This is a genomic window from Rugamonas sp. FW305-51, from assembly GCF_058786935.1.
The window spans coordinates 1-18,254 of record NZ_JBYSZG010000072.1; the positions used below are offsets into that span (position 1 = coordinate 1).

Consider the following 18,254-nt stretch of genomic DNA (forward strand, 5'->3'; position numbering starts at 1 on the left):
AGGACCGTGAAACAACTCTGCGCCGATGATAGTGCTGCAACCAGTGTGAAAGTAGGTTATCGTCAGGCTAGTTATATGAAAAAACCCCATCCGGTGATCCGGTTGGGGTTTTTTTTCGTCTGCCGCATTTACGGGCCGGCCATTCCGATTTCCGGGGCGGTCATCGCGATGTAACACCTGTCACATATTGGGACAATCATCCCTCATTCCTGCCCACGAAACACATGGCACGGCAATTGCTCACTACCTTGATATTAATCATTTCAAAACGGTAGGAGACCACCATGCAACATCCAATTCGCACTCTCTTCGCTGGCGCCGCTTTCGCTACGGCTGCTCTCACCTCCATGATCGCCTACGGCCACGGCAACGTGACGCCGCAAGCCGTCGATACCTCCGGCCTGGCGCCGCTGGGCGACAAGTGGCTGGACCAGAATCCGTACCGCGGCAACAAGCTGGCCCTGAAGATCGGCAGCTCCGCTTACGGCCAGAACTGCGCCCGCTGCCACGGCCTGGAAGCCATCACGGGCGGCATCGCGCCCGACCTGCGCAAGCTGGACCGCGACTGCTTCGACATCAAGAACGACAAGAAGAAGCAGGCTTGCTACAAGGAGACGGACAACTACTTCCTGACCTCCATCCGCCACGGCAAGGTGCGTAACGGCGCCGTCTACATGCCGCCGTTCGAGGGCGTGTTCAACCAGGAAGCCATGTGGGCCATCAAGACCTATCTGGAAGACCGCCGGGAAGTGAAATAAGTCTCGCCCCTCCTGCAAACCCGACAGGCGTTTTTTTGATTCCAAGGTGCTCTCATGTTCAAGTTTTCCATGCGCGCCACAAGCGCGACGATTGCCCTGGCCGGCGTGCTGATGTGCGCCGTTTCCCCTGCGCGTGCCGACTGGAGCAAGATCCAGCAGTCCGGTGCGCTCAAGGTGGCGGTGTACAACGAGTTCGCGCCCTATTCCGACCATAGCGCCGGTATCGATGTCGACGTGGCCGAGGCACTGGCACACAAGTTGGGTCTCAAGCTCAGCCTGTTGCCTTTCCCCGCGGGCGAAAACCTGAGCGACGATTTGCGCAACATGGTCTGGAAGGGCCACTACCTCGGTTACGGCCCGGCCGACGTGATGCTGCACGTGCCGGTCGAGCCCCAGCTGATGAACGCAAACGACAAGGTCCGCATCTTCGCTCCCTACCACGTGGAGACGGTGCGCCTGGTGCGCAGCGCCAAGAGCATTCCGGCCTATGCCGGCCTCGACTCGCTGGACGGCAAGACCATCGGTGTCGAAAAAGTGTCGATCGCGGCGATGGTGATGCTGGGTGAAGGCAATGGCCGCTTCCGCGACAACGTGCGCATTTTCGACACGGCGGCGCAGGCGCTGGAACAGCTCAAGGCCGGCAAGATCGATGCGGTGCTGGCCAACCGTTCGGAGATCGAGGCCTCGCTCAAGAGCGATCCCGCGTTCCCGCTCGATGAGGCCAACTTCCAGCGCTTGCCGCGCGCGGGCTGGGCGGTCGGCATGGCCGTGCGCAAGGATGACCAGGATGTGGCCAAGCTGCTGCAGTCGGCCATGAATGACTTGCGCAGCAGCGGCGAGTTGCAAGCCATCTTTGCAAAATACGGCGTGCATCTGGTGCAGCCGTGAACATGGCGCTGCGGCGCACGCGGCTGGCGACAGCCGTTGCGCTGACATTGGCGGTGGCCGCAGCCCGGGCGGAACAGGACACACCAGCGGCCCAGCAGGCGTTGCCGGAACTGGCGGCAGGGCCGGCGATGGCCCTGCTGTCGATCGACGTCGTCGGCGTCGCGCCCTTGCCCGGCCTGGGGATAGACCGCAACCTGCTGCCTTATTCGGTGCAGACGGCATCGTCGCGCAGCATGCAGCAACCGGCCGGCGAAAACCTGAGCGAATTCATGGCCCGCACGCTGACCGGCGTGGGCATCAACGAAATATCGGGTAGTCCGTTCCAGAACGACGTAACGTTCCGCGGCTTTCGCGCGTCGCCGGTGCTGGGCAGCTCGCAAGGTATTTCCGTTTATCTGGACGGCGTGCGCGTGAACGAACCGTTCGGCGACGTCGTCAACTGGGACATGGTGCCGGAGGCGGCCATCGGCAGCGTGCTGCTGGCGCCCGGTTCCAATCCGCTGTACGGCTTGAATTCGCTGGGCGGCGCACTGGCGCTGAACAGCAAGTCGGGCAAGACCCATCCCGGGCTGGACGTCAGTGTTTCCGACGCCAGCAACGGCCAGCGGCGGACCGACCTGGCCTATGGCTACAGCGGGGAACAACCATGGCATGCCTTCCTGGCGGCGACCCTGTTCAACGACAGCGGATGGCGCGAGCATTCGGCCGGGCGGCTCGGCAATCTGTACCTGAAGCTGGGGGGCACCCGCGGCGACACCGACTGGAACCTGGCACTGCTCGGCGGTAGCAGCCGCCTGGTGGGCAATGGCCTGCTGCCCAGTTACCCGGGCAATGGCGAGGCACCCGGCGGCGGGCTGTATGAAACCAACCGCCGCACCATCTATACTTACGCCGACGAGACGCGCAACCGCCTGCACCAGGCCGTATTCAGTATGGTCAACAATCTGGGCGAGGCGGGCGAACTGTCGGCCAACGCCTATGTCCGCAACAGCCGGCGCGACACGGTCAACGGCGACATCAGCGAGGGCTATGGCGACTACCTGGCCGATTGCGGCGCCGGCTTCCTGGCCGACGGCAGCGCGGCAAATCCGGACAGTTGCGGCTACAACCGTGCATCTGCCGCGCTGCTGCATCCTGCTTCGCTCAACACTACCAGTACCCGCCAGAACAGTCAGGGCCTGAGCGTCAATTTGAGCAAGGATGTGGCGGCGCATAAGCTGCTCGCTGGCCTGACCTTCGACCGCAGCAGCGTCAGTTTCGCCCAGTTCGAGCAAGCCGCCTACTTCACGCCAGACCGCGGGGTGCAGGCCGATCCGGCTGCCGGGCGCGAGGCGACATCGTCCGTCTCCGGCAGTTCCCGTACGGTAGGGCTGTACGGCTCCGATACCTGGAGCGTGACCTCCGCCACCCATGTGACGGCGTCCGCGCGCTACAACCGCGCGCGCGTGGCCAGCACGCTGGTCAACGCCGGCACGGCGCAGATGCCGGAGGCGTTCACCTATCAAAAGCTCAACCCCGCCATCGGGCTGGTACATGACACCGGCGCCGGCCTGGCCCTGCTGGCCAACTGGTCGCAGAGCACACGCGTGCCGACCGTGATCGAACTTGGTTGCGCCGACCCCGGGCAGCCTTGCCGCCTGCCGGTGGGCCTGCAATCCGATCCCTATCTGAAGCAGGTCGTGTCGCGCACCGTCGAGGCGGGCGCGCGCTGGCAGGGCGGCCATGGCACCAGCGCCACGCTGTCGGTCTACCGCACCGTCAACCAGGACGATATCCTGTTCCGCAGTGCGGGCACCACCCAGCAGGGCTACTTCTCCAATTTCAAGCGGACCCGCCACCAGGGCGCGGACTTGAGCGCCAGCGGCCAGCTGGGCGACGTCACGGCGCACCTGAGCTACAGCTACCTGCAGGCCGTCTACGATGCCGACGGCACGCTGTTCACCGGCGCGCGCAACGTGCAGGTGGCGGCCGGCACGCGCATTGCCGGGCTGCCGCGCCATACGGTCAAGCTAGATGTGGACTGGCGCGCCACGCCGGCGCTGACGGTGGGGGCGGAACTGGTGGCGAAATCCGACCTGGTCACGCAAGGCAATGAAGACGGGTTGATCGCCGATACGCAGCAAGGCCAGGCGCCGCAGGCGGCCGACCTGCGCGTGCGCGGCTATGCGCTGCTAGGCCTGCATATGAGCTATCGGCCTGCGCCGCGTTGGGAGCTGTACGCGCGCATCAACAACGTGACCAACCGCCGTTATGAAACCTTTGGCGCCGTGGCGCCGGATATGTTCCCGAACGGTCGCCTGCTGCAACCGCTGGACGGCGCAGTGCAGGCGGAGCCGGTCCGGTTCGTGGCACCCGGCGCACCGCGTTCCGTGGTGGCCGGGCTGCGTTACCGCTTCTAAAAGGCATAGCGGGCGCTGGCGCCCATCAGCCAGTTGCGACCCGGTGCGGCTTCGTAATAGCGCTTGTTGGTGTCGCCCACGATCACCGATCCCACATAGGTCTTGTCGAGCAGGTTGTTCACCCGCACGAACTGCTTGAAGGTCCAGCCCTTCCACTCCTCGTTGGCGGTGACGCGGGCGTTCAGCAAGCCGTAGCCGGGAGCGGGCTTCTCGGCGTTGGCGTCTTCCGCGTAGATGCGGCCGCTGGCCATGCCTTCCAGCGCAGCGCCCAGGTGGCCGCTGCGGTCGGCCCATGCCAGTTCCATGTACATGTTCGCGTTCGGTACACCGGGCAGGCGGCTGCCTTGCTGGACCGTGCCGAACGCCTGGTCGTACACGGCGCGCAGCGTGGTCAGCGCCAGGCGGGTGCTCAGGCCATAGCGCCAGCTGGCGTCGAGCGACAGTTCGGCGCCCTGGCGCAGCGTATTGCCGCCGTTGCGGTAGCTGGTACGGCCGCCCACCGCACTGTCGACTACCAGTTCGTCGCTGGTGCGGACCTGGAACAGGGCGGCGTTGACGCGCGTGCCTTCCACCGGCTGGGCCTTGATGCCCGCTTCCAGATGGGTGCTGTTGGCCGCCTGCAGGCGGAAATTGAAGCCGGCCCCGGCGCCCGAATAGAACAGTTCATTGAGGGTCGGGGTCTCGAAGCCGCGCGCCGCGCTGCCGTACACGTTCAGCTGCGGCGACACCTGGTACAGCAGGCCCAGTACCGGCGTGGTGTGGCTGTAGGTCAGGTTGCCGCTGTCGTTGCCGTTGCTGAGGAAGTGGTCGTCCACTTCGATCTTGACGCGGCTGTGGCGCAGGCCGGCCGTCGCCAGCCACGGGCCGGACTGCCATTCCGCCTGCAGGTAGGGATCGACATTGGAGACGATGTCGTCCTCGTCGCGCCGCAGCTTGCCCTTGACGCCGAATTGCGTGCCGATGAAGTTTTCGAAACCCTGGCGCGCGTCGCTGGAGTGACCGTACTCGATGCCGAAGGTGGTACTGAGCTTGCCGCCGGCCAGCTGGCCTACGTGCAGCCAGTTGAGGTCCGTGCCGTGGAAATTGCGCTCGAAATCGACCACGCCGCCGGAATGGCTGGCCGGCGCCTGGAAGGCCTTGGAAAACGCCTGGTACTGGATCACGTCGCGATTGCCGCCATAGACCGTGGCGCGCAGGCGGTCGTCGCCGTAGGCTTGCTCCCAGACGGCGCCGGCCTGCTGGTGGTCGATGCTCTTGCGGGTGTTGTAGCGTTCCGCAAAGGTGCGCTTGGGCGACAGGGGATCGGTGGTGTCGGTTTCGCCGGCACGCGGATCGCGCTGGAAGGTGGCCCAGGTCACGCCCAGCGGGTCCTGGGTGTCGTCCTGGCGCAGCCCGTTGGCGACAATGGTCAGCCTGGCGCCGGCCATGGGCGCCAGCGTCAGCTTGGCGTAGGCCTGGTCACGGCGGGCGGCGCTGTGGGCGCGGTAGCCGTCCGTGTCGAAACGCGAGGCGTCAAGCACATAGCCTACGCTGCCGGACTTGCCCTGCGCGTTCAGGTCCACCTTGCGCGCGCCGTCGCTGCCGCCGGTCAGGTTCATTTCGACCGTCGGCGCGCCTTCGCCGTCGCGCGTGACGAGCTGGATCACGCCGCCGGAGTGGTTGCCATACAGGGCGGAAAAGGGGCCGCGCAGCACTTCGATGTGGTCCGCCATGTCGAGATTGAAGGTGGCGGCCTGGCCCTGGCCGTCCGGCATGCTGGCCGGGATGCCGTCGGCCACCAGATGCACGCCGCGCACGCCGAAGGCCGAGCGGGCGCCGAAGCCGCGCGAGGAGATCTGCAGGTCCTGCGCATAATTCTGCCGGTTCTGCACCACCAGGCCGGGCACCGCCACCAGCGCTTCCGAGGCATTGACGCGGGCCTGGCTGTCGCGCAGGCGGGCCGTGTCGACCACGTCGAGCGCCGCCGGCAGCTCGAAGCTGGTGTGGCCGGCGCGGCTGCCGCTGATGACCACGACGTCGGCCACGGCGCCGGCGTCCGGTGCCTCGCCGGCGCCGGCATAGGCCTGCGGCGCCAGCGCGCTGCCGGCCGCGAACAGCGCGGCCACGGCGTTGAGTCGGAAGGGATGGTGTTTCATGTTGTTGTCTCCAAGCGGGTTGACGGTTCACGCCTGCTCCGGGCGCGGCGCGCACTGGCAAGTCTGTCCCCTGATGTAAGCAATTTACTTGCCATACGGCCATTGTGGGTATTCGCCCGTGGCACGCCGATTGCATAAGTTATCGCGCACGCGCGCGAACCCGCGCATCCGATAACAACCCGTTGAAAGGTCATCCCGTGAAAACGTCCACTTTATTCGCCCTGTTGCTGCTGTGCGCACAGGTGCATGCGGCGCCGTTCGCCTACGTGCCGAACGAGAAATCGTCCAGTCTCAGCGTGATCGATGTGGCCACCGGCACGGTGGTGCGCGAGATCGCAGCCGGCAAGCGTCCGCGCGGCATCGCCGCCGACCCGGCCGGGCGCCATCTGTACGTCACCGACGCCGTCAGCAACGCCCTGCTGGTGATCGATGCGGCCAGCGGCGCCACGGTGCGCAGCATTGCCCTGGGCAAGTCGCCCGAAGGCGTGAGCGCGTCGGCCGACGGCGCGCTGGTGGCGGTGGCGGTCGAGGAGAGCAACAGCGTGACGCTGATCGGCGCGGCCGACGGCCAGGTGCTCGCCGATATCAAGGTGCAAGGCAAGAATCCCGAGCATGCCGTCTTCAGCCCGGACGGGCGCTGGCTGCTGGTGAGCGCGGAGGAGGCCGAGCAGGTCGACGTGATCGACGTGGCGGCCCGGCGCCAGGTGGGCACGGTGGCGGTGGGGCGGCGGCCGCGCGGCATGGGCTTTTCGCCCGACGGCCGCCTGGCCTACGTGGCGTGCGAGCTGGTCAACACGGTCTATGTGATCGACATGGAGCAGCGCAAGGCGGTGGCGCAGATCGCGGCCGGCAAGAACTCGAACGGCATCGCCGTCAGCCCGGACGGGGCGCGGGTCTACGTCTCGAACGGCATCGACGGCAGCGTGATGGTGATCGATACGGCGCGCAATGCCGTGATCCATACCATCGCCGTCGGCAAGCGGCCGTGGAACATGGCGCTCACGGCGGACGGCGCTACTTTGTATGTGGCCAACGGGCGCTCCAACAGCGTCTCGGCGATCGACACGGCCAGCGCCGCCAAACGGGCCGACATCGCCGTCGGCGAGCTGCCATGGGGGGTAGTGATCCGCTAGCTGATCCGCCAGCTGGCGCCAGCCATGTGTCACACCTGTTCCAAACCTGAACAGGTGTGACAGTGCGGCGCTGGCGCAGCAGCGGCCCGCCGGCCTGCGATTCTTCGCTCCGGCACAGTGTCGCGGCCCTGCAGCCGGGCCGATTCGAGGTGCTGGCACGGTGTTTGCGAATAGGACCATGTGCCTTACCAACGCCGTCACGGAACGGTCCCATAACCACAGCAGAAAGAGGATGACATGAATCTCGCGGATATCAGCAAACTTGGCGTCGCCAGCCCATTCAAAGCACGCTACGACAACTACATCGGCGGCAAATTCGTCCCGCCGGTCAACGGGGTATATTTCGGTAACATCACGCCCATCACGGGCCAGGTCTTCTGCGAAATCGCCCGCTCCACCGAAGCGGACGTGGAACTGGCGCTGGACGCCGCCCACGCCGCCAAGGCCGCCTGGGGCAAGACCTCGCCGGCCGAACGCGCCAACATCCTGAACCGCATTGCCGATCGCATGGAGGCGAACCTGAAGCTGATCGCCACCGCCGAGACCATCGACAACGGCAAGCCTATCCGCGAAACCATGGCCGCCGACATCCCGCTGGCGATCGACCACTTCCGCTATTTCGCCGGCTGCATCCGCGCCCAGGAAGGTTCCGTCGCCCAGATCGACTCCGAAACCTATGCCTACCACTTCCATGAGCCGCTCGGCGTCGTTGGCCAGATCATTCCCTGGAACTTCCCTATCCTGATGGCCGTCTGGAAGCTGGCCCCTGCGCTGGCTGCCGGCAACTGCGTGGTGCTCAAACCGGCCGAACAGACCCCGGCCTCGATCATGGTGCTGCTGGAAGTGATCGGCGACCTGCTGCCGCCGGGCGTGCTGAACGTGGTCAACGGCTTCGGCCTGGAGTGCGGCAAGCCGCTGGCATCGAGCAAGCGTATCGCCAAGATCGCCTTCACCGGCGAAACGGGCACCGGCCGCCTGATCATGCAATACGCCGCACAGAACCTGATTCCCGTCACGCTGGAACTGGGCGGCAAGTCGCCCAACATCTTCTTCGAGGATGTGATGGAGGCGGACGACGCCTTCTTCGACAAGTGCCTGGAAGGTTTCGCCATGTTCGCGCTGAACCAGGGCGAAGTGTGCACCTGCCCATCGCGCGTGCTGATCCAGGAATCGATCTACGAGAAGTTCATCGAGCGCGCACTGGCCCGCGTGGCCGCCATCAAGCAGGGCAACCCGCTCGACGCGTCGACCATGATCGGCGCCCAGGCGTCGCAGGAACAGCTGGAAAAGATCCTGTCCTACATGGACATCGGCAAGCAGGAAGGCGCCGAACTGCTGGCTGGCGGTTCGCGCAGCGCCCAGGCGGGCGAACTGGAAGGCGGCTTCTACGTGCGTCCTACCGTCTTCAAGGGCAACAACAAGATGCGCATCTTCCAGGAAGAGATCTTTGGCCCGGTGGTGTCGGTGACCACCTTCAAGGATGAAGCGGAAGCGCTGGCCATCGCCAACGACACCCTGTACGGCCTGGGCGCCGGCCTGTGGACCCGTGACGGTTCGCGTGCCTTCCGCGTCGGCCGCGCCATCCAGGCCGGCCGCGTGTGGACCAATTGCTACCACCTGTACCCTGCGCACGCCGCGTTCGGCGGTTACAAGCAGTCCGGTATCGGCCGCGAAAACCACAAGATGATGCTGGACCACTACCAGCAGACCAAGAACCTGCTGGTCAGCTACAGCCCGAACGCGCTCGGTTTCTTCTAATCGGCCGTTTCAAAAAGCCCGTGGCTTCGTTGTGGCGCCTCGCCACGGGCATTTTGAACCAGCCTCTGAGCGCTTGATGAAATCCCGGCGCCGCCCGCGGCGCCGGGATTGCGAAAGGAAGCCCATGAATAATGCCATCGCCCGCGTGACCGCCACCCCGGCGGCACTGGAATTCCTGGCCAGCCTGCGCCGCCAGCACGGTCCGCTGATGTTCTTTCAGTCGGGCGGCTGCTGCGACGGCAGCGCGCCGATGTGCTATGGCGCCGGAGACTTCAATCTCAGCGACACGGATGTCTATCTCGGCAACCTCGATGGCACGCCGTTTTACATGGGACTGGAGCAGTTCGAGTACTGGCAACACACGCAGTTGATCATCGATGTCGTGGAAGGGAACGGCGGTATGTTCTCGCTCGATAACGGTACCGGTAAGCGCTTCCTGACCCGCTCGCGCCTGTTTACGGACGAGGAGCTGGCGGTACTCAACAGCGCGGAGCAGCACGCAGTAAAACACAGTAGCTAAATTCGAAAAACGGGAACAGAGGAGAAGATTGTGCAAAAAAAAATCATCGCATCGTTGGTCGGCCTGAGCGTCCTGACGATGGCGCACGGCGCCAACGTCACCACGGCCATGCTCAATGATGCCAGCAAGGCCACCGACAGCGTGCTGTCGTTTGGCATGGGCTCGGAGGGTCAGCGCTTTTCCACGCTCACGCAAATCAATACCAAGAACGTGGCCGGTCTGGTGCCGGCATGGTCGTTCTCGTTCGGCGGCGAAAAGCAGCGCGGCCAGGAATCGCAGCCCATCATCTACAACGGCAAGATGTTCATCACCGCGTCGTATTCGCGCATCTTCGCCATCGACCTGAAAACCGGCGCCAAGCTGTGGAAGTACGAGCACCGCCTGCCCGACGCCATCATGCCTTGCTGCGACGTGGTCAACCGCGGCGCCGCCGTGTTCGGCAACCTCGTCATCTTCGGCACGCTGGACGCGCAGCTGGTGGCGCTGGACCAGGACACCGGCAAGGTGGTGTGGAAGGAGAAGGTCGACGACTACGCGGCCGGCTACTCGATGACGGCCGCACCGCTGATCGCTGACGGCGTGCTGCTGACGGGCGTCTCCGGCGGCGAGTTCGGCATTGTCGGCCGCGTCGAGGCGCGCAACCCGATGACGGGCGAACTGCTGTGGACCCGCCCCACCGTGGAAGGCCATATGGGCTTCCGCTACGACAAGGATGGCAACGCGATCGAGAACGGCGTTTCCGGCACCGTCAACAAGACCTGGCCGGGCGACCTGTGGAAGACCGGCGGCGCCTCGACCTGGATGGGCGGCACCTACGATCCGAGCACCAAGCTGGCCTACTTCGGCACCGGCAATCCGGCGCCATGGAACAGCCACCTGCGTCCCGGCGACAACCTGTACTCGTCGTCCACCGTGGCGCTCGACCCGAAGACGGGCCAGATCAAGTGGGCATACCAGAACACGCCTAACGATTCCTGGGACTTCGACGGCGCCAACGAGTTCGTCACCTTCGACATGGACGGCAAGCGCTACGGCGGCAAGGCCGACCGCAATGGCTTCTTCTATGTGATCGACGCCAAGAACGGCAAGCTGCAGAACGCCTTCCCGTTCGTGAAGAAGATCACCTGGGCCACCAGCATCGACCTCAAGACGGGCCGTCCCAACTACGTGAAGGAAAACCGTCCCGGCGATCCGACCCAGGGCGAGGCAGGCAAGAAGGGCACCACCGTGTTCTCGGCGCCGGCCTTCCTGGGCGCGAAGAACCAGATGCCGATGGCCTACAACCCGCAGACCAAACTGTTCTACGTGCCGGCCAACGAGTGGGGCATGGACATCTGGAATGAGCCGGTCAGCTACAAGAAGGGCGGCGCCTACCTGGGCGCGGGCTTCACCATCCGTCCGCTCAACGAAGACTACATCGGCGCCATGCGCGCGGTCGATCCCAAGACCGGCAAGATCGTCTGGGAAATCAAGAACAACGCTCCGCTGTGGGGCGGCGTGATGACCACCGCCGGCGGCCTGGTGTTCTACGGTACGCCTGAAGGTTACCTGAAGGCGGTCGACGCCAAGAGCGGCAAGGAACTGTGGAAGTTCCAGACCGGTTCCGGCGTGGTGGCACCTCCTGTGACGTGGCAGGATGGCGGCACCCAGTATGTGGCCGTGGTGTCGGGCTGGGGCGGCGCCGTTCCGCTGTGGGGCGGCGAAGTGGCCAAGAAGGTCAACTTCCTGGAGCAGGGCGGCTCGGTATGGGTCTTCAAACTGCCGGCAAAATGATTTTCGTCGTGGGCGTTCAAATCATGCGCGGCTAGTCTCCCCTTGGCGCTTGAACGCTTCTTTTCGCTGACGGCTTCGGCCGTCAGTTTTTTTTTGTGCCGTGCCTTTGCCGCACCTCTTCCGCGCCTCTGCCCAGTCCTTGCCGTGTTCACGCTGTGCGCCATGCTGCGCGCGCGCATGGCGGTCAAATTTAGAACAGTGCCCGCCGCTGCTGATCCGATACAGCACAGCGCGCAGCGCATTTCACCCATCTCTCCCCCTGCGCCACAACGGGCACGCAAATTGCCATTACACGATTACATCAAAGGTGATGTGTCTGACCAAACTTAGAACAATATGGAGAATGTGATGAAGAAGATTTTCTTGCTGGGCGCAATCGCAGCTGCAGGTACGCAATCGGCACAGGCGGTGGACATCAAGGCTGGCGACTGGACGGTCAATGTCGGCGGCATCGTCAATGCCTATTACACGCAGGTGTCGTGCTCCGGTGATGCCGTGGGCGGGCTGGCGCTGGCAGGCCAGGGCCTGGGCTGCGGCGGCGAGAAGAACCGCACCACCATCGGCAACGGCCTGCTGCCGAACGGCCTGGTCACGTCGGCTTCGTCGCGCCAGGGCGACTACGATGTGAAAGCACTGATCGGCATCTACAACGCCACCGCCACCGACAGCGCCATCGCCGCCAACAGCGGCGTCGACGTGCGCCAGGCTTACTTCACATTCGGTAACGCCGACATGGGCACGGTCAAGCTGGGCCGCGACAACGGCATCTTCGGCGCGGGCGCCATCTTCGGCGACATGACGCTGATCGGTTCCGGCGCACCGGTGCAGGCCACCCAGCGCGGCCGCGTCACGCTGGGCCACATCGGCGCCGGCTACAGCTATGTGGGCTACTACGGCCAGATGGCGTACAGCGCACCCAAGTCGGCCTCCGGCATCGGCTTCGACGCCGCGCTGATGAGCCCAGTGGCCGATACGCCCGTGGTGGCCGCATCGACCTACTCGGCCAAGAACAGCCCGCAGGTGCAGGCGCAGCTGAGCTATGCGGCCGACGGCTTCAAGGGCTGGCTGGGCGCCAAGTCGCAGAAGTTCACGTCCGTCACGCCGGGCGTGAACGACTTCACCATGTCGGCCATGGAGATCGGTGCTTCCTACCAGGCCGGCGCGCTCGGCGTGCTGGCCAACGCCCAGGGCGGCAAAGGCCTCGGTGTGCTGTCGGATGCGGACCAGGGCGATGTCAAATCGAAGAGCTACTTCGTGCAGGCGACCTACAAGCCATCGGAGAAGCTCAAGCTGGGCCTGGGCTACGGCATCACCAAGAACGACGACAACACCGTCGGCACCGGCGGTCTGAAGTCGAACGCCAACCTGACGGCCGGTTTGTACTACTCGCTCACCAGCGCCATCTCGCTGGTCGGCGAAGTGGGCCAGACCCGTTCCAAGGGCTTTGGCGGTGGCGAGGCGAAGATGAACGGCGTCTCCGTCGGCGGCATCATCTTCTTCTGATCGCGCTGCACTTGCCGCGGTGCGGTCCATCGCACCGCGGCATGAGACCACAGGACAGCCATGCGTGTTTTGCTTGCCATCTGTAGCGCCGTATTGCTGGCCATGTTGCTGGCGGCAGTGCCGGCGCGCGCCGGTGTGCTCGATAAGGCGGAGCTGGAGCGGCGCTTCCCGGCGCCGCTGATGGTGGGCGAGCGCGATGCCGACCTGCCGGTCTGGCCCATCATCAAGCAGAACGCGACCGCCACGGAGCTGGTGGCTTATGTGTTCGAATCGGCCGACCTGGCGCCGGTGCCGGGGTTCGCGGGCGTGCCGCCCAACCTGCTGGTGGCCATCGATCCGCAGGGCGGATTTCTCGACGTGGCCGTGCTGTCGCAGCACGAGCCGGTATTCCTGGACGGCCTGGGCGAAGGGCCGCTGTTCCAGTTCGTCAAACAGTACAGGGGCTTGTCGCTCAAGCAGAACATCAGCATCGAAACCAACAGCAAGCGCGAGCGTCATCCCGACGCCGCGCATGCCTATATCGACGGCGTATCGAAGGCCACGGCCTCGGTGCGCATCATCAACCAGAGCGTATTGGCGGCGGCGCTCAAGGTATCGCGTAAAAAGCTGGGCTTCGCGCAGGGACGCGATCCGGACCAGATCGCGCGGGTGAAGCCAGACCTGTTCGAGATCATGGATTTGCAGCGCATGCTGTCGGAGGGGCTGGTGCAGCACCTGCGTCTCAGCAACCGCGACGTCGAGCGCCTGTTCGCCGGCAGTGAAGGCGCGGGCCTGGACCCGGAGGGGCTGGCGCATCCGGACGGCCTGTTCATCGACCTGTACGTGGCCTGCGTCTCCGTGCCGTCCGTGGGCCGCAACCTGCTGACCGAGCGTGGCTGGCGCAAGCTCAAAGGCCGGCTGGAGGAGGGCGACCATGCCATCCTGGTCATGACGAACGGGCGTTACAGCGTGACGGGCGATGACTTCGTGCGCGGCAGCCTGTCCGAACGGCTGCTGTTAAAGCAGGACCAGCTGCCGATCGACATGCGCGACCTGGACCTGGACCTGACGGTGGCGCGCGAGCAGCTGCCCGACTTTACGGTGACGGCGTTCCGCGTCATCGGGCAGGCCGGATTGGATCCGGCCGGTGTCTTGCATTTCTCGCTGCCGCTCGTACGCAAGAAGGGCATTGTGTACCCGGAGCGGATCACGCGGGCGTTCGAGCTCGAATACCGGCTGCCGGAACGCTTCTATGTCGCGCCCGAGGGTAACGACAAGTCATGGCGGGCGATCTGGCGTGGCCGCGCCGTGGACCTGCTGGTGCTGGCGGCCGGGCTGGCCATGCTGGCTGCGGCGCTGACGATGCAGAAGCGCCTGAGCGCCGACGGCGCGCGGTTCGCCTGGTTCCGGCGCGGCTACCTGGTCTTCACCATCGCCTTCGTCGGCTATTACGCCCAGGGACAGCTCTCCATCGTGAACATCACCGGCGTGCTGCAGGCGCTGCTGGCGCACCGCAGCCTCGAATTCATGCTGTTCGATCCGATGACAGTGGTGTTGTGGGCGTTCGTCCTCGTCTCGCTGGTGGCGTGGGGCCGGGGCACTTTCTGCGGCTGGCTTTGTCCGTTCGGCGCCCTGCAGGAGTTGGTCGGCAAGGCCGCCCAGAGGTTCGGGCTACCGCAGCATCGCCTGCGCAGCGCAACGGATGCGCGCCTGAAGCGTCTCAAGTATGTCGTGCTGGCGCTGATCGTTGCCAGCACGCTGCTGGCGGACGTGTGGACCGACCGGCTGGTGGAGCTGGAACCGTTCAAGACCTCGATCACGCTGGGTTTTGCCCGGTCGTGGCCATTCGTGGCCTATGCCGTGGCGACGCTGGCGGCCAGCGCCTTCGTCTACAAATTCTATTGCCGCTACCTGTGTCCGTTCGGCGCGGCGCTGGCGCTGCTGGGCAGGTTCCGGCTGCTGTCGTGGATCGCGCGCCGCAGCGAGTGCGGCAAGCCGTGCCAGACCTGCCGCCACAGCTGCGATTACCAGGCTATCAAGCCGTCGGGCGAGATCGATTACGCCGAGTGCTTCCAGTGCATGGATTGCGTGGTGATCTACGAGAGCGACGAGAAATGCGCGCCGCGGATACTGGAGCTTAAACGCAGGCGCACCATTCCCATTGTGCCAATGGCAGGAGGCCAGTCATGAAACGCCGTACCTTTTTATGTGCCTCGATGGGCGTGCTGGCGGGCGCCAGCGGCCTGGCACTGTGTTCCGACCAGCAATTGCACAGCGGTGCGGCGCTGGCGTTCGGCACCACGATTTCGGTGTCGGTGCTGCACGCCGATGCCCGGCTGGCCCGGCTGGCGATAGACGAGGCCCTGCATGCGGCACAGCGGGTGGACCGCTTGATGAGCATCTACCACCCGGCCAGCCAGGTGTACCAGCTCAACCGCGACGGCTTGCTGGCGCAGCCGGACGGGCAATTGCTGGAGGTGCTGGCGCAGGCGCGCGAGCTGTCCATGGTCAGCGATGGCGCATTCGACATCACCGTCCAGCCCTTGTGGCGGGCCTACAGCGAGGCGGCGGCGCACGGCAGGCTGCCGACCGAGGCGGCGCGCAGGCAGGCGCGCGCGCTGGTCGGTTGGCAGGAGCTGGAGTTCGACCAGGAGGCGGTGCGGCTGGCCAGGCCGGGCATGGCCATTACGCTCAACGGCCTGGCCCAGGGCTATGCGGCTGACCGCGCGCTGGCAGCGCTGCAGGCGCGCGGCATCCAGCATGCGCTGCTGGACACGGGGGAGTTCGTCGCGCGCGGGCGCAAGCAGCACCGGCAGCCGTGGACGCTGGGCATACGCGCGCCGCGCAACGCCGATGCGCTGGCCACCACGCTGTACATCGAAGGCTGCGGGGTGGCGACATCGGGCGACTACGAGGCCACATTCACGCCCGACTTCGCGCACCACCATATCTTCGATCCGGCGCTGGGCGATTCGCCGGCGGAGCTGGCCAGCGTCAGCGTGCTGGCGCCCAGCGGCATGCTGGCCGACGGACTATCGACCGCCTTCATGGTGATGGGGCGGACACGGGCGGCCGCGCTGGCCGCCCAGTTGCCCGGCGTGGACCTGATGACCATCGATAAACAGGGCCGCAGCTGGCAAACGCCGACCTTTCCGCCGCCGGCCTGACGGCGCTGCTACTTCAGGTTAGGCACCTTGCGGTAGATGGTATTGCGCGACACGCCCAGCGCGCGCGCCGTCGCCGACACATTGCCGCCGTTCGCTTCCAGCGAGCGCAGGATGACCGATTGCTCCATCTCTTCCAGGTTGGCGCCGGTGGCGATCATCTGCGCGGTGGTGGCCTGGGTTTCGATGGCCTGGGTCTGTTCGATATCGTCCAGGAAGTCGTCCGGCATGTGGCGCAAGCCGATTTCCTGCTCGTCGCCGGCCATGACGATGGCCGTGCGCAGCAGGTTGGTCAACTGGCGGAAGTTGCCGGGCCACTTGTGACGCCGGAACAGGTGCAGGATTTCGGGCGAGACTTCGTAGTTGCCGTTGTCCGATTCGGCGGCCAGGATCTTCTTGACCACCGTTTCCAGGTCCGTGCGTTCGCGCAGCGGCGGCAGCTTGACCACCAGGCCGTTGAGCCGGTAATACAGGTCTTCGCGGAACAGGCCCTGCGCCATGCGTTCGCGCAGGTTGTGGTTGGTGGCGCAGATCAGCTCCACGTTGACGGGGATGGACTTGTCGCTGCCAAGCGGGGTCACCATGCGTTCCTGCAGCACGCGCAGCAGGCGCGCCTGCAGGCTGAAAGGCATGTCGCCGATCTCGTCCAGGAACAGGGTGCCGCCATTGGCTTGCAGGATCTTGCCGGCCGCGCCTTTCTTGCGCGCGCCGGTGAAGGCGCCGTCTTCATAGCCGAACAGCTCGGACTCGATCAGGGTCTCGGGAATCGAGGCGCAGTTGACGGCCACGAAGGGACTCATGGCACGCGGCGAATCGTTATGGATGGCCTGGGCCAGCAGCTCCTTGCCGGTGCCGGTCTCGCCCATGATCATGATGGGAATGTCGCGTCCCAGTACCTTGCTGACTTTTTCGATCACTAGTTCCAGCTGCGGATCGCCGGTGCGCAGGTAGCGCAGGCCGGACAGGCGGCGCGCATTGCCGGTGGCGCGGCTGGCCGGTTGCGGCGCGCCGGACGAGGCGCCGTGTGGTTCTGTCAGCGCTTGCTGGAATACGCTGTTGGACAGGCGCAGCTGGGCGCGGCCGAACACCCGCACGCCGTTGTGCATGCACAGGTTCAGCAGGCCGGGCGAGGCGGTGCGGTAATGCTCATACAGTGCCGAAACGGGTAGCCCGAACAGGGAGCTGAAGGTGTGCGACTGCAGCGCCGCATACGACAGTCCGAGCTGGAACAGGCCGTTGCGGTTGGCGGACAGGAAGCGGCCGCCGGGGCTGAACGAGGCTATGCCTTCCATCAGCGTGCCGATGAATTCCGGCCGGACGTGGAAGTGCAGCGTGATCGCGTCTTCAAAGGTGGCGGAAAACAGCTGGTTCTCTATCATCAGCGCCGACATGCGCACCAGGGCCATGGTGTGCTTGTGGAAGCTGCGCTGGTCGCCCGAAACGTCGAGCACACCGATCACGTTGCCCAGATGGTCGGTGATGGGGGCGGCGGAACAGGTCAGGAAGTGGTTGGCCGCCAGATAGTGCTGGTCCGCGTGGACCAGGGCCGGCGAATTTTCGGCAATGGCGGTGCCGATCGCGTTGGTGCCCCGGCTTTCTTCGGACCAGGCCACGCCGGGCTGCAGCGCGACACGGTTGGCCTTTTCCAGGAAGTCGTCATCGCCCAGCGAATGGACGATTACCCCATTGGCGTCGGTCAGGATCACCATATTGTGGGTGTTGACGATCTGCTGGTACAAGGTTTCCATGGCCGGCAGGGCATGGGCATGCAGCAGGCGGTTCTGTTCTATCAGTACATTGAGGTCACTGCGTGCCAGCGGATTGAACTCCGGTCGGCCTTCAGGATTGAGGCCATAGGATAGGGAGCGCTGGTGCGATGACTCGATAATAAGCGGCATCTTGTCCGCCCACGCGTTTGCGGAAGTTGCCCCTAATGCGGACGAAGGGGCACTGTGCAGATCTGGAGCAGTCTGTTGGTGCATGGCGTTCTCGATATCTCCGTTAGGCCGTTATTGACGGCTCTCTCGTGCGACAGGTGTTCCATAATGTAGCACCTGCGCAAATTTTGAGCAAAAGCAGTTGTCCCATCTGTGTGGACACCGTTGCTAATGGAGTAGTAAGCAAGCATGGTGCCAGCCGGTACAAAAAACTTGCCAAGCGAGAAGAGTGTTTGCTATAGTTCGTCTCCCCGCAAAACGGTGCATGCAAATGCGAGTTAAACGGGGTGAAAAACGAGGGGTTGAC

At 64.9% G+C, this 18,254-nt stretch carries 12 protein-coding genes; 10 read left to right on the forward strand and 2 right to left on the reverse strand.

Going from position 1 to position 18,254, the window contains the following annotated elements; all coding sequences use genetic code 11:
* Window positions 1–284: 284 nt before the first annotated feature.
* Genes pedF through AC3WOS_RS27240 form a run of 3 tightly spaced genes read left to right on the forward strand, consistent with a single transcriptional unit; the run spans window position 285 to window position 4,045 of the window.
* The gene (gene pedF / locus AC3WOS_RS27230; RefSeq protein WP_492720268.1) at window positions 285–758 is read left to right on the forward strand and encodes a cytochrome c-550 PedF; all 474 of its coding nucleotides are present in this window, start codon (window positions 285–287) and stop codon (window positions 756–758) included.
* 54 nt (window positions 759–812) lie between these two features.
* Window positions 813–1,646: a substrate-binding periplasmic protein gene (locus AC3WOS_RS27235; RefSeq protein WP_492720270.1), complete on the forward strand. Its 834-nt coding sequence runs from the start codon at window positions 813–815 to the stop codon at window positions 1,644–1,646.
* Between the two features lie 2 nt (window positions 1,647–1,648).
* Entirely contained in the window at window positions 1,649–4,045 is a 2,397-nt protein-coding gene (locus AC3WOS_RS27240; protein WP_492720288.1) for a TonB-dependent receptor, read from the forward strand.
* Here AC3WOS_RS27240 and AC3WOS_RS27245 read toward each other — a convergent pair.
* A complete protein-coding gene (locus AC3WOS_RS27245; RefSeq protein ID WP_492720272.1) occupies window positions 4,042–6,180 on the reverse strand; it encodes a TonB-dependent receptor family protein in 2,139 nt (712 codons plus the stop codon). The two genes, AC3WOS_RS27240 and AC3WOS_RS27245, sit on opposite strands and share 4 nt — an antisense overlap.
* 197 nt (window positions 6,181–6,377) lie before the next feature.
* Here AC3WOS_RS27245 and AC3WOS_RS27250 point away from each other — a divergent pair, with 197 nt between their 5' ends.
* The 7 genes from AC3WOS_RS27250 to AC3WOS_RS27280 all read left to right on the forward strand — a co-directional run bounded on the left by AC3WOS_RS27250 (window position 6,378) and on the right by AC3WOS_RS27280 (window position 16,013).
* Window positions 6,378–7,313 (forward strand): beta-propeller fold lactonase family protein, encoded by a 936-nt coding sequence (locus AC3WOS_RS27250; protein WP_492720274.1) that lies wholly within the window; start codon window positions 6,378–6,380, stop codon window positions 7,311–7,313.
* 237 nt (window positions 7,314–7,550) lie between these two features.
* Entirely contained in the window at window positions 7,551–9,071 is a 1,521-nt protein-coding gene (gene adh, locus AC3WOS_RS27255; protein ID WP_492720276.1) for an aldehyde dehydrogenase, read from the forward strand.
* Between the two features lie 124 nt (window positions 9,072–9,195).
* On the forward strand, window positions 9,196–9,591 hold the full coding sequence (locus AC3WOS_RS27260) for a DUF779 domain-containing protein (RefSeq protein WP_492720278.1): 396 nt from the start codon (window positions 9,196–9,198) through the stop codon (window positions 9,589–9,591).
* Between the two features lie 78 nt (window positions 9,592–9,669).
* Window positions 9,670–11,364 carry a methanol/ethanol family PQQ-dependent dehydrogenase gene (locus AC3WOS_RS27265; RefSeq protein WP_492720290.1) on the forward strand — a complete coding sequence of 565 codons (1,695 nt, stop codon included), beginning with the start codon at window positions 9,670–9,672 and terminating at the stop codon, window positions 11,362–11,364.
* A 348-nt stretch (window positions 11,365–11,712) separates the two neighbouring features.
* Window positions 11,713–12,867 carry a porin gene (locus tag AC3WOS_RS27270; protein WP_492720280.1) on the forward strand — a complete coding sequence of 385 codons (1,155 nt, stop codon included), beginning with the start codon at window positions 11,713–11,715 and terminating at the stop codon, window positions 12,865–12,867.
* A gap of 60 nt (window positions 12,868–12,927) precedes the next feature.
* Complete coding sequence (locus tag AC3WOS_RS27275) at window positions 12,928–15,036, forward strand: 4Fe-4S binding protein (protein ID WP_492720282.1); 2,109 nt, start codon at window positions 12,928–12,930, stop codon at window positions 15,034–15,036.
* Entirely contained in the window at window positions 15,033–16,013 is a 981-nt protein-coding gene (locus AC3WOS_RS27280) for an FAD:protein FMN transferase (protein ID WP_492720284.1), read from the forward strand. The genes AC3WOS_RS27275 and AC3WOS_RS27280 overlap by 4 nt, the downstream gene beginning before the upstream one ends.
* Before the next feature lie 8 nt (window positions 16,014–16,021).
* Here the strand turns inward: AC3WOS_RS27280 and AC3WOS_RS27285 are convergent, their stop codons facing one another.
* A complete protein-coding gene (locus AC3WOS_RS27285; protein WP_492720286.1) occupies window positions 16,022–17,908 on the reverse strand; it encodes a sigma-54-dependent Fis family transcriptional regulator in 1,887 nt (628 codons plus the stop codon).
* Window positions 17,909–18,254: the final 346 nt, after the last annotated feature.

Bases quoted from the DNA above. Each gene is read 5' to 3' on its own strand.
- pedF (WP_492720268.1), top strand. From the start codon at position 285: ATGCAACATCCAATTCGCACTCTCTTCGCTGGCGCCGCTTTCGCTACG.
- AC3WOS_RS27235 (WP_492720270.1), top strand. From the start codon at position 813: ATGTTCAAGTTTTCCATGCGCGCCACAAGCGCGACGATTGCCCTGGCC.
- AC3WOS_RS27240 (WP_492720288.1), top strand. From the start codon at position 1,649: ATGGCGCTGCGGCGCACGCGGCTGGCGACAGCCGTTGCGCTGACATTG.
- AC3WOS_RS27245 (WP_492720272.1), bottom strand. From the start codon at position 6,180: ATGAAACACCATCCCTTCCGACTCAACGCCGTGGCCGCGCTGTTCGCG.
- adh (WP_492720276.1), top strand. From the start codon at position 7,551: ATGAATCTCGCGGATATCAGCAAACTTGGCGTCGCCAGCCCATTCAAA.
- AC3WOS_RS27260 (WP_492720278.1), top strand. From the start codon at position 9,196: ATGAATAATGCCATCGCCCGCGTGACCGCCACCCCGGCGGCACTGGAA.
- AC3WOS_RS27265 (WP_492720290.1), top strand. From the start codon at position 9,670: ATGGCGCACGGCGCCAACGTCACCACGGCCATGCTCAATGATGCCAGC.
- AC3WOS_RS27270 (WP_492720280.1), top strand. From the start codon at position 11,713: ATGAAGAAGATTTTCTTGCTGGGCGCAATCGCAGCTGCAGGTACGCAA.
- AC3WOS_RS27275 (WP_492720282.1), top strand. From the start codon at position 12,928: ATGCGTGTTTTGCTTGCCATCTGTAGCGCCGTATTGCTGGCCATGTTG.
- AC3WOS_RS27280 (WP_492720284.1), top strand. From the start codon at position 15,033: ATGAAACGCCGTACCTTTTTATGTGCCTCGATGGGCGTGCTGGCGGGC.
- AC3WOS_RS27285 (WP_492720286.1), bottom strand. From the start codon at position 17,908: ATGCCGCTTATTATCGAGTCATCGCACCAGCGCTCCCTATCCTATGGC.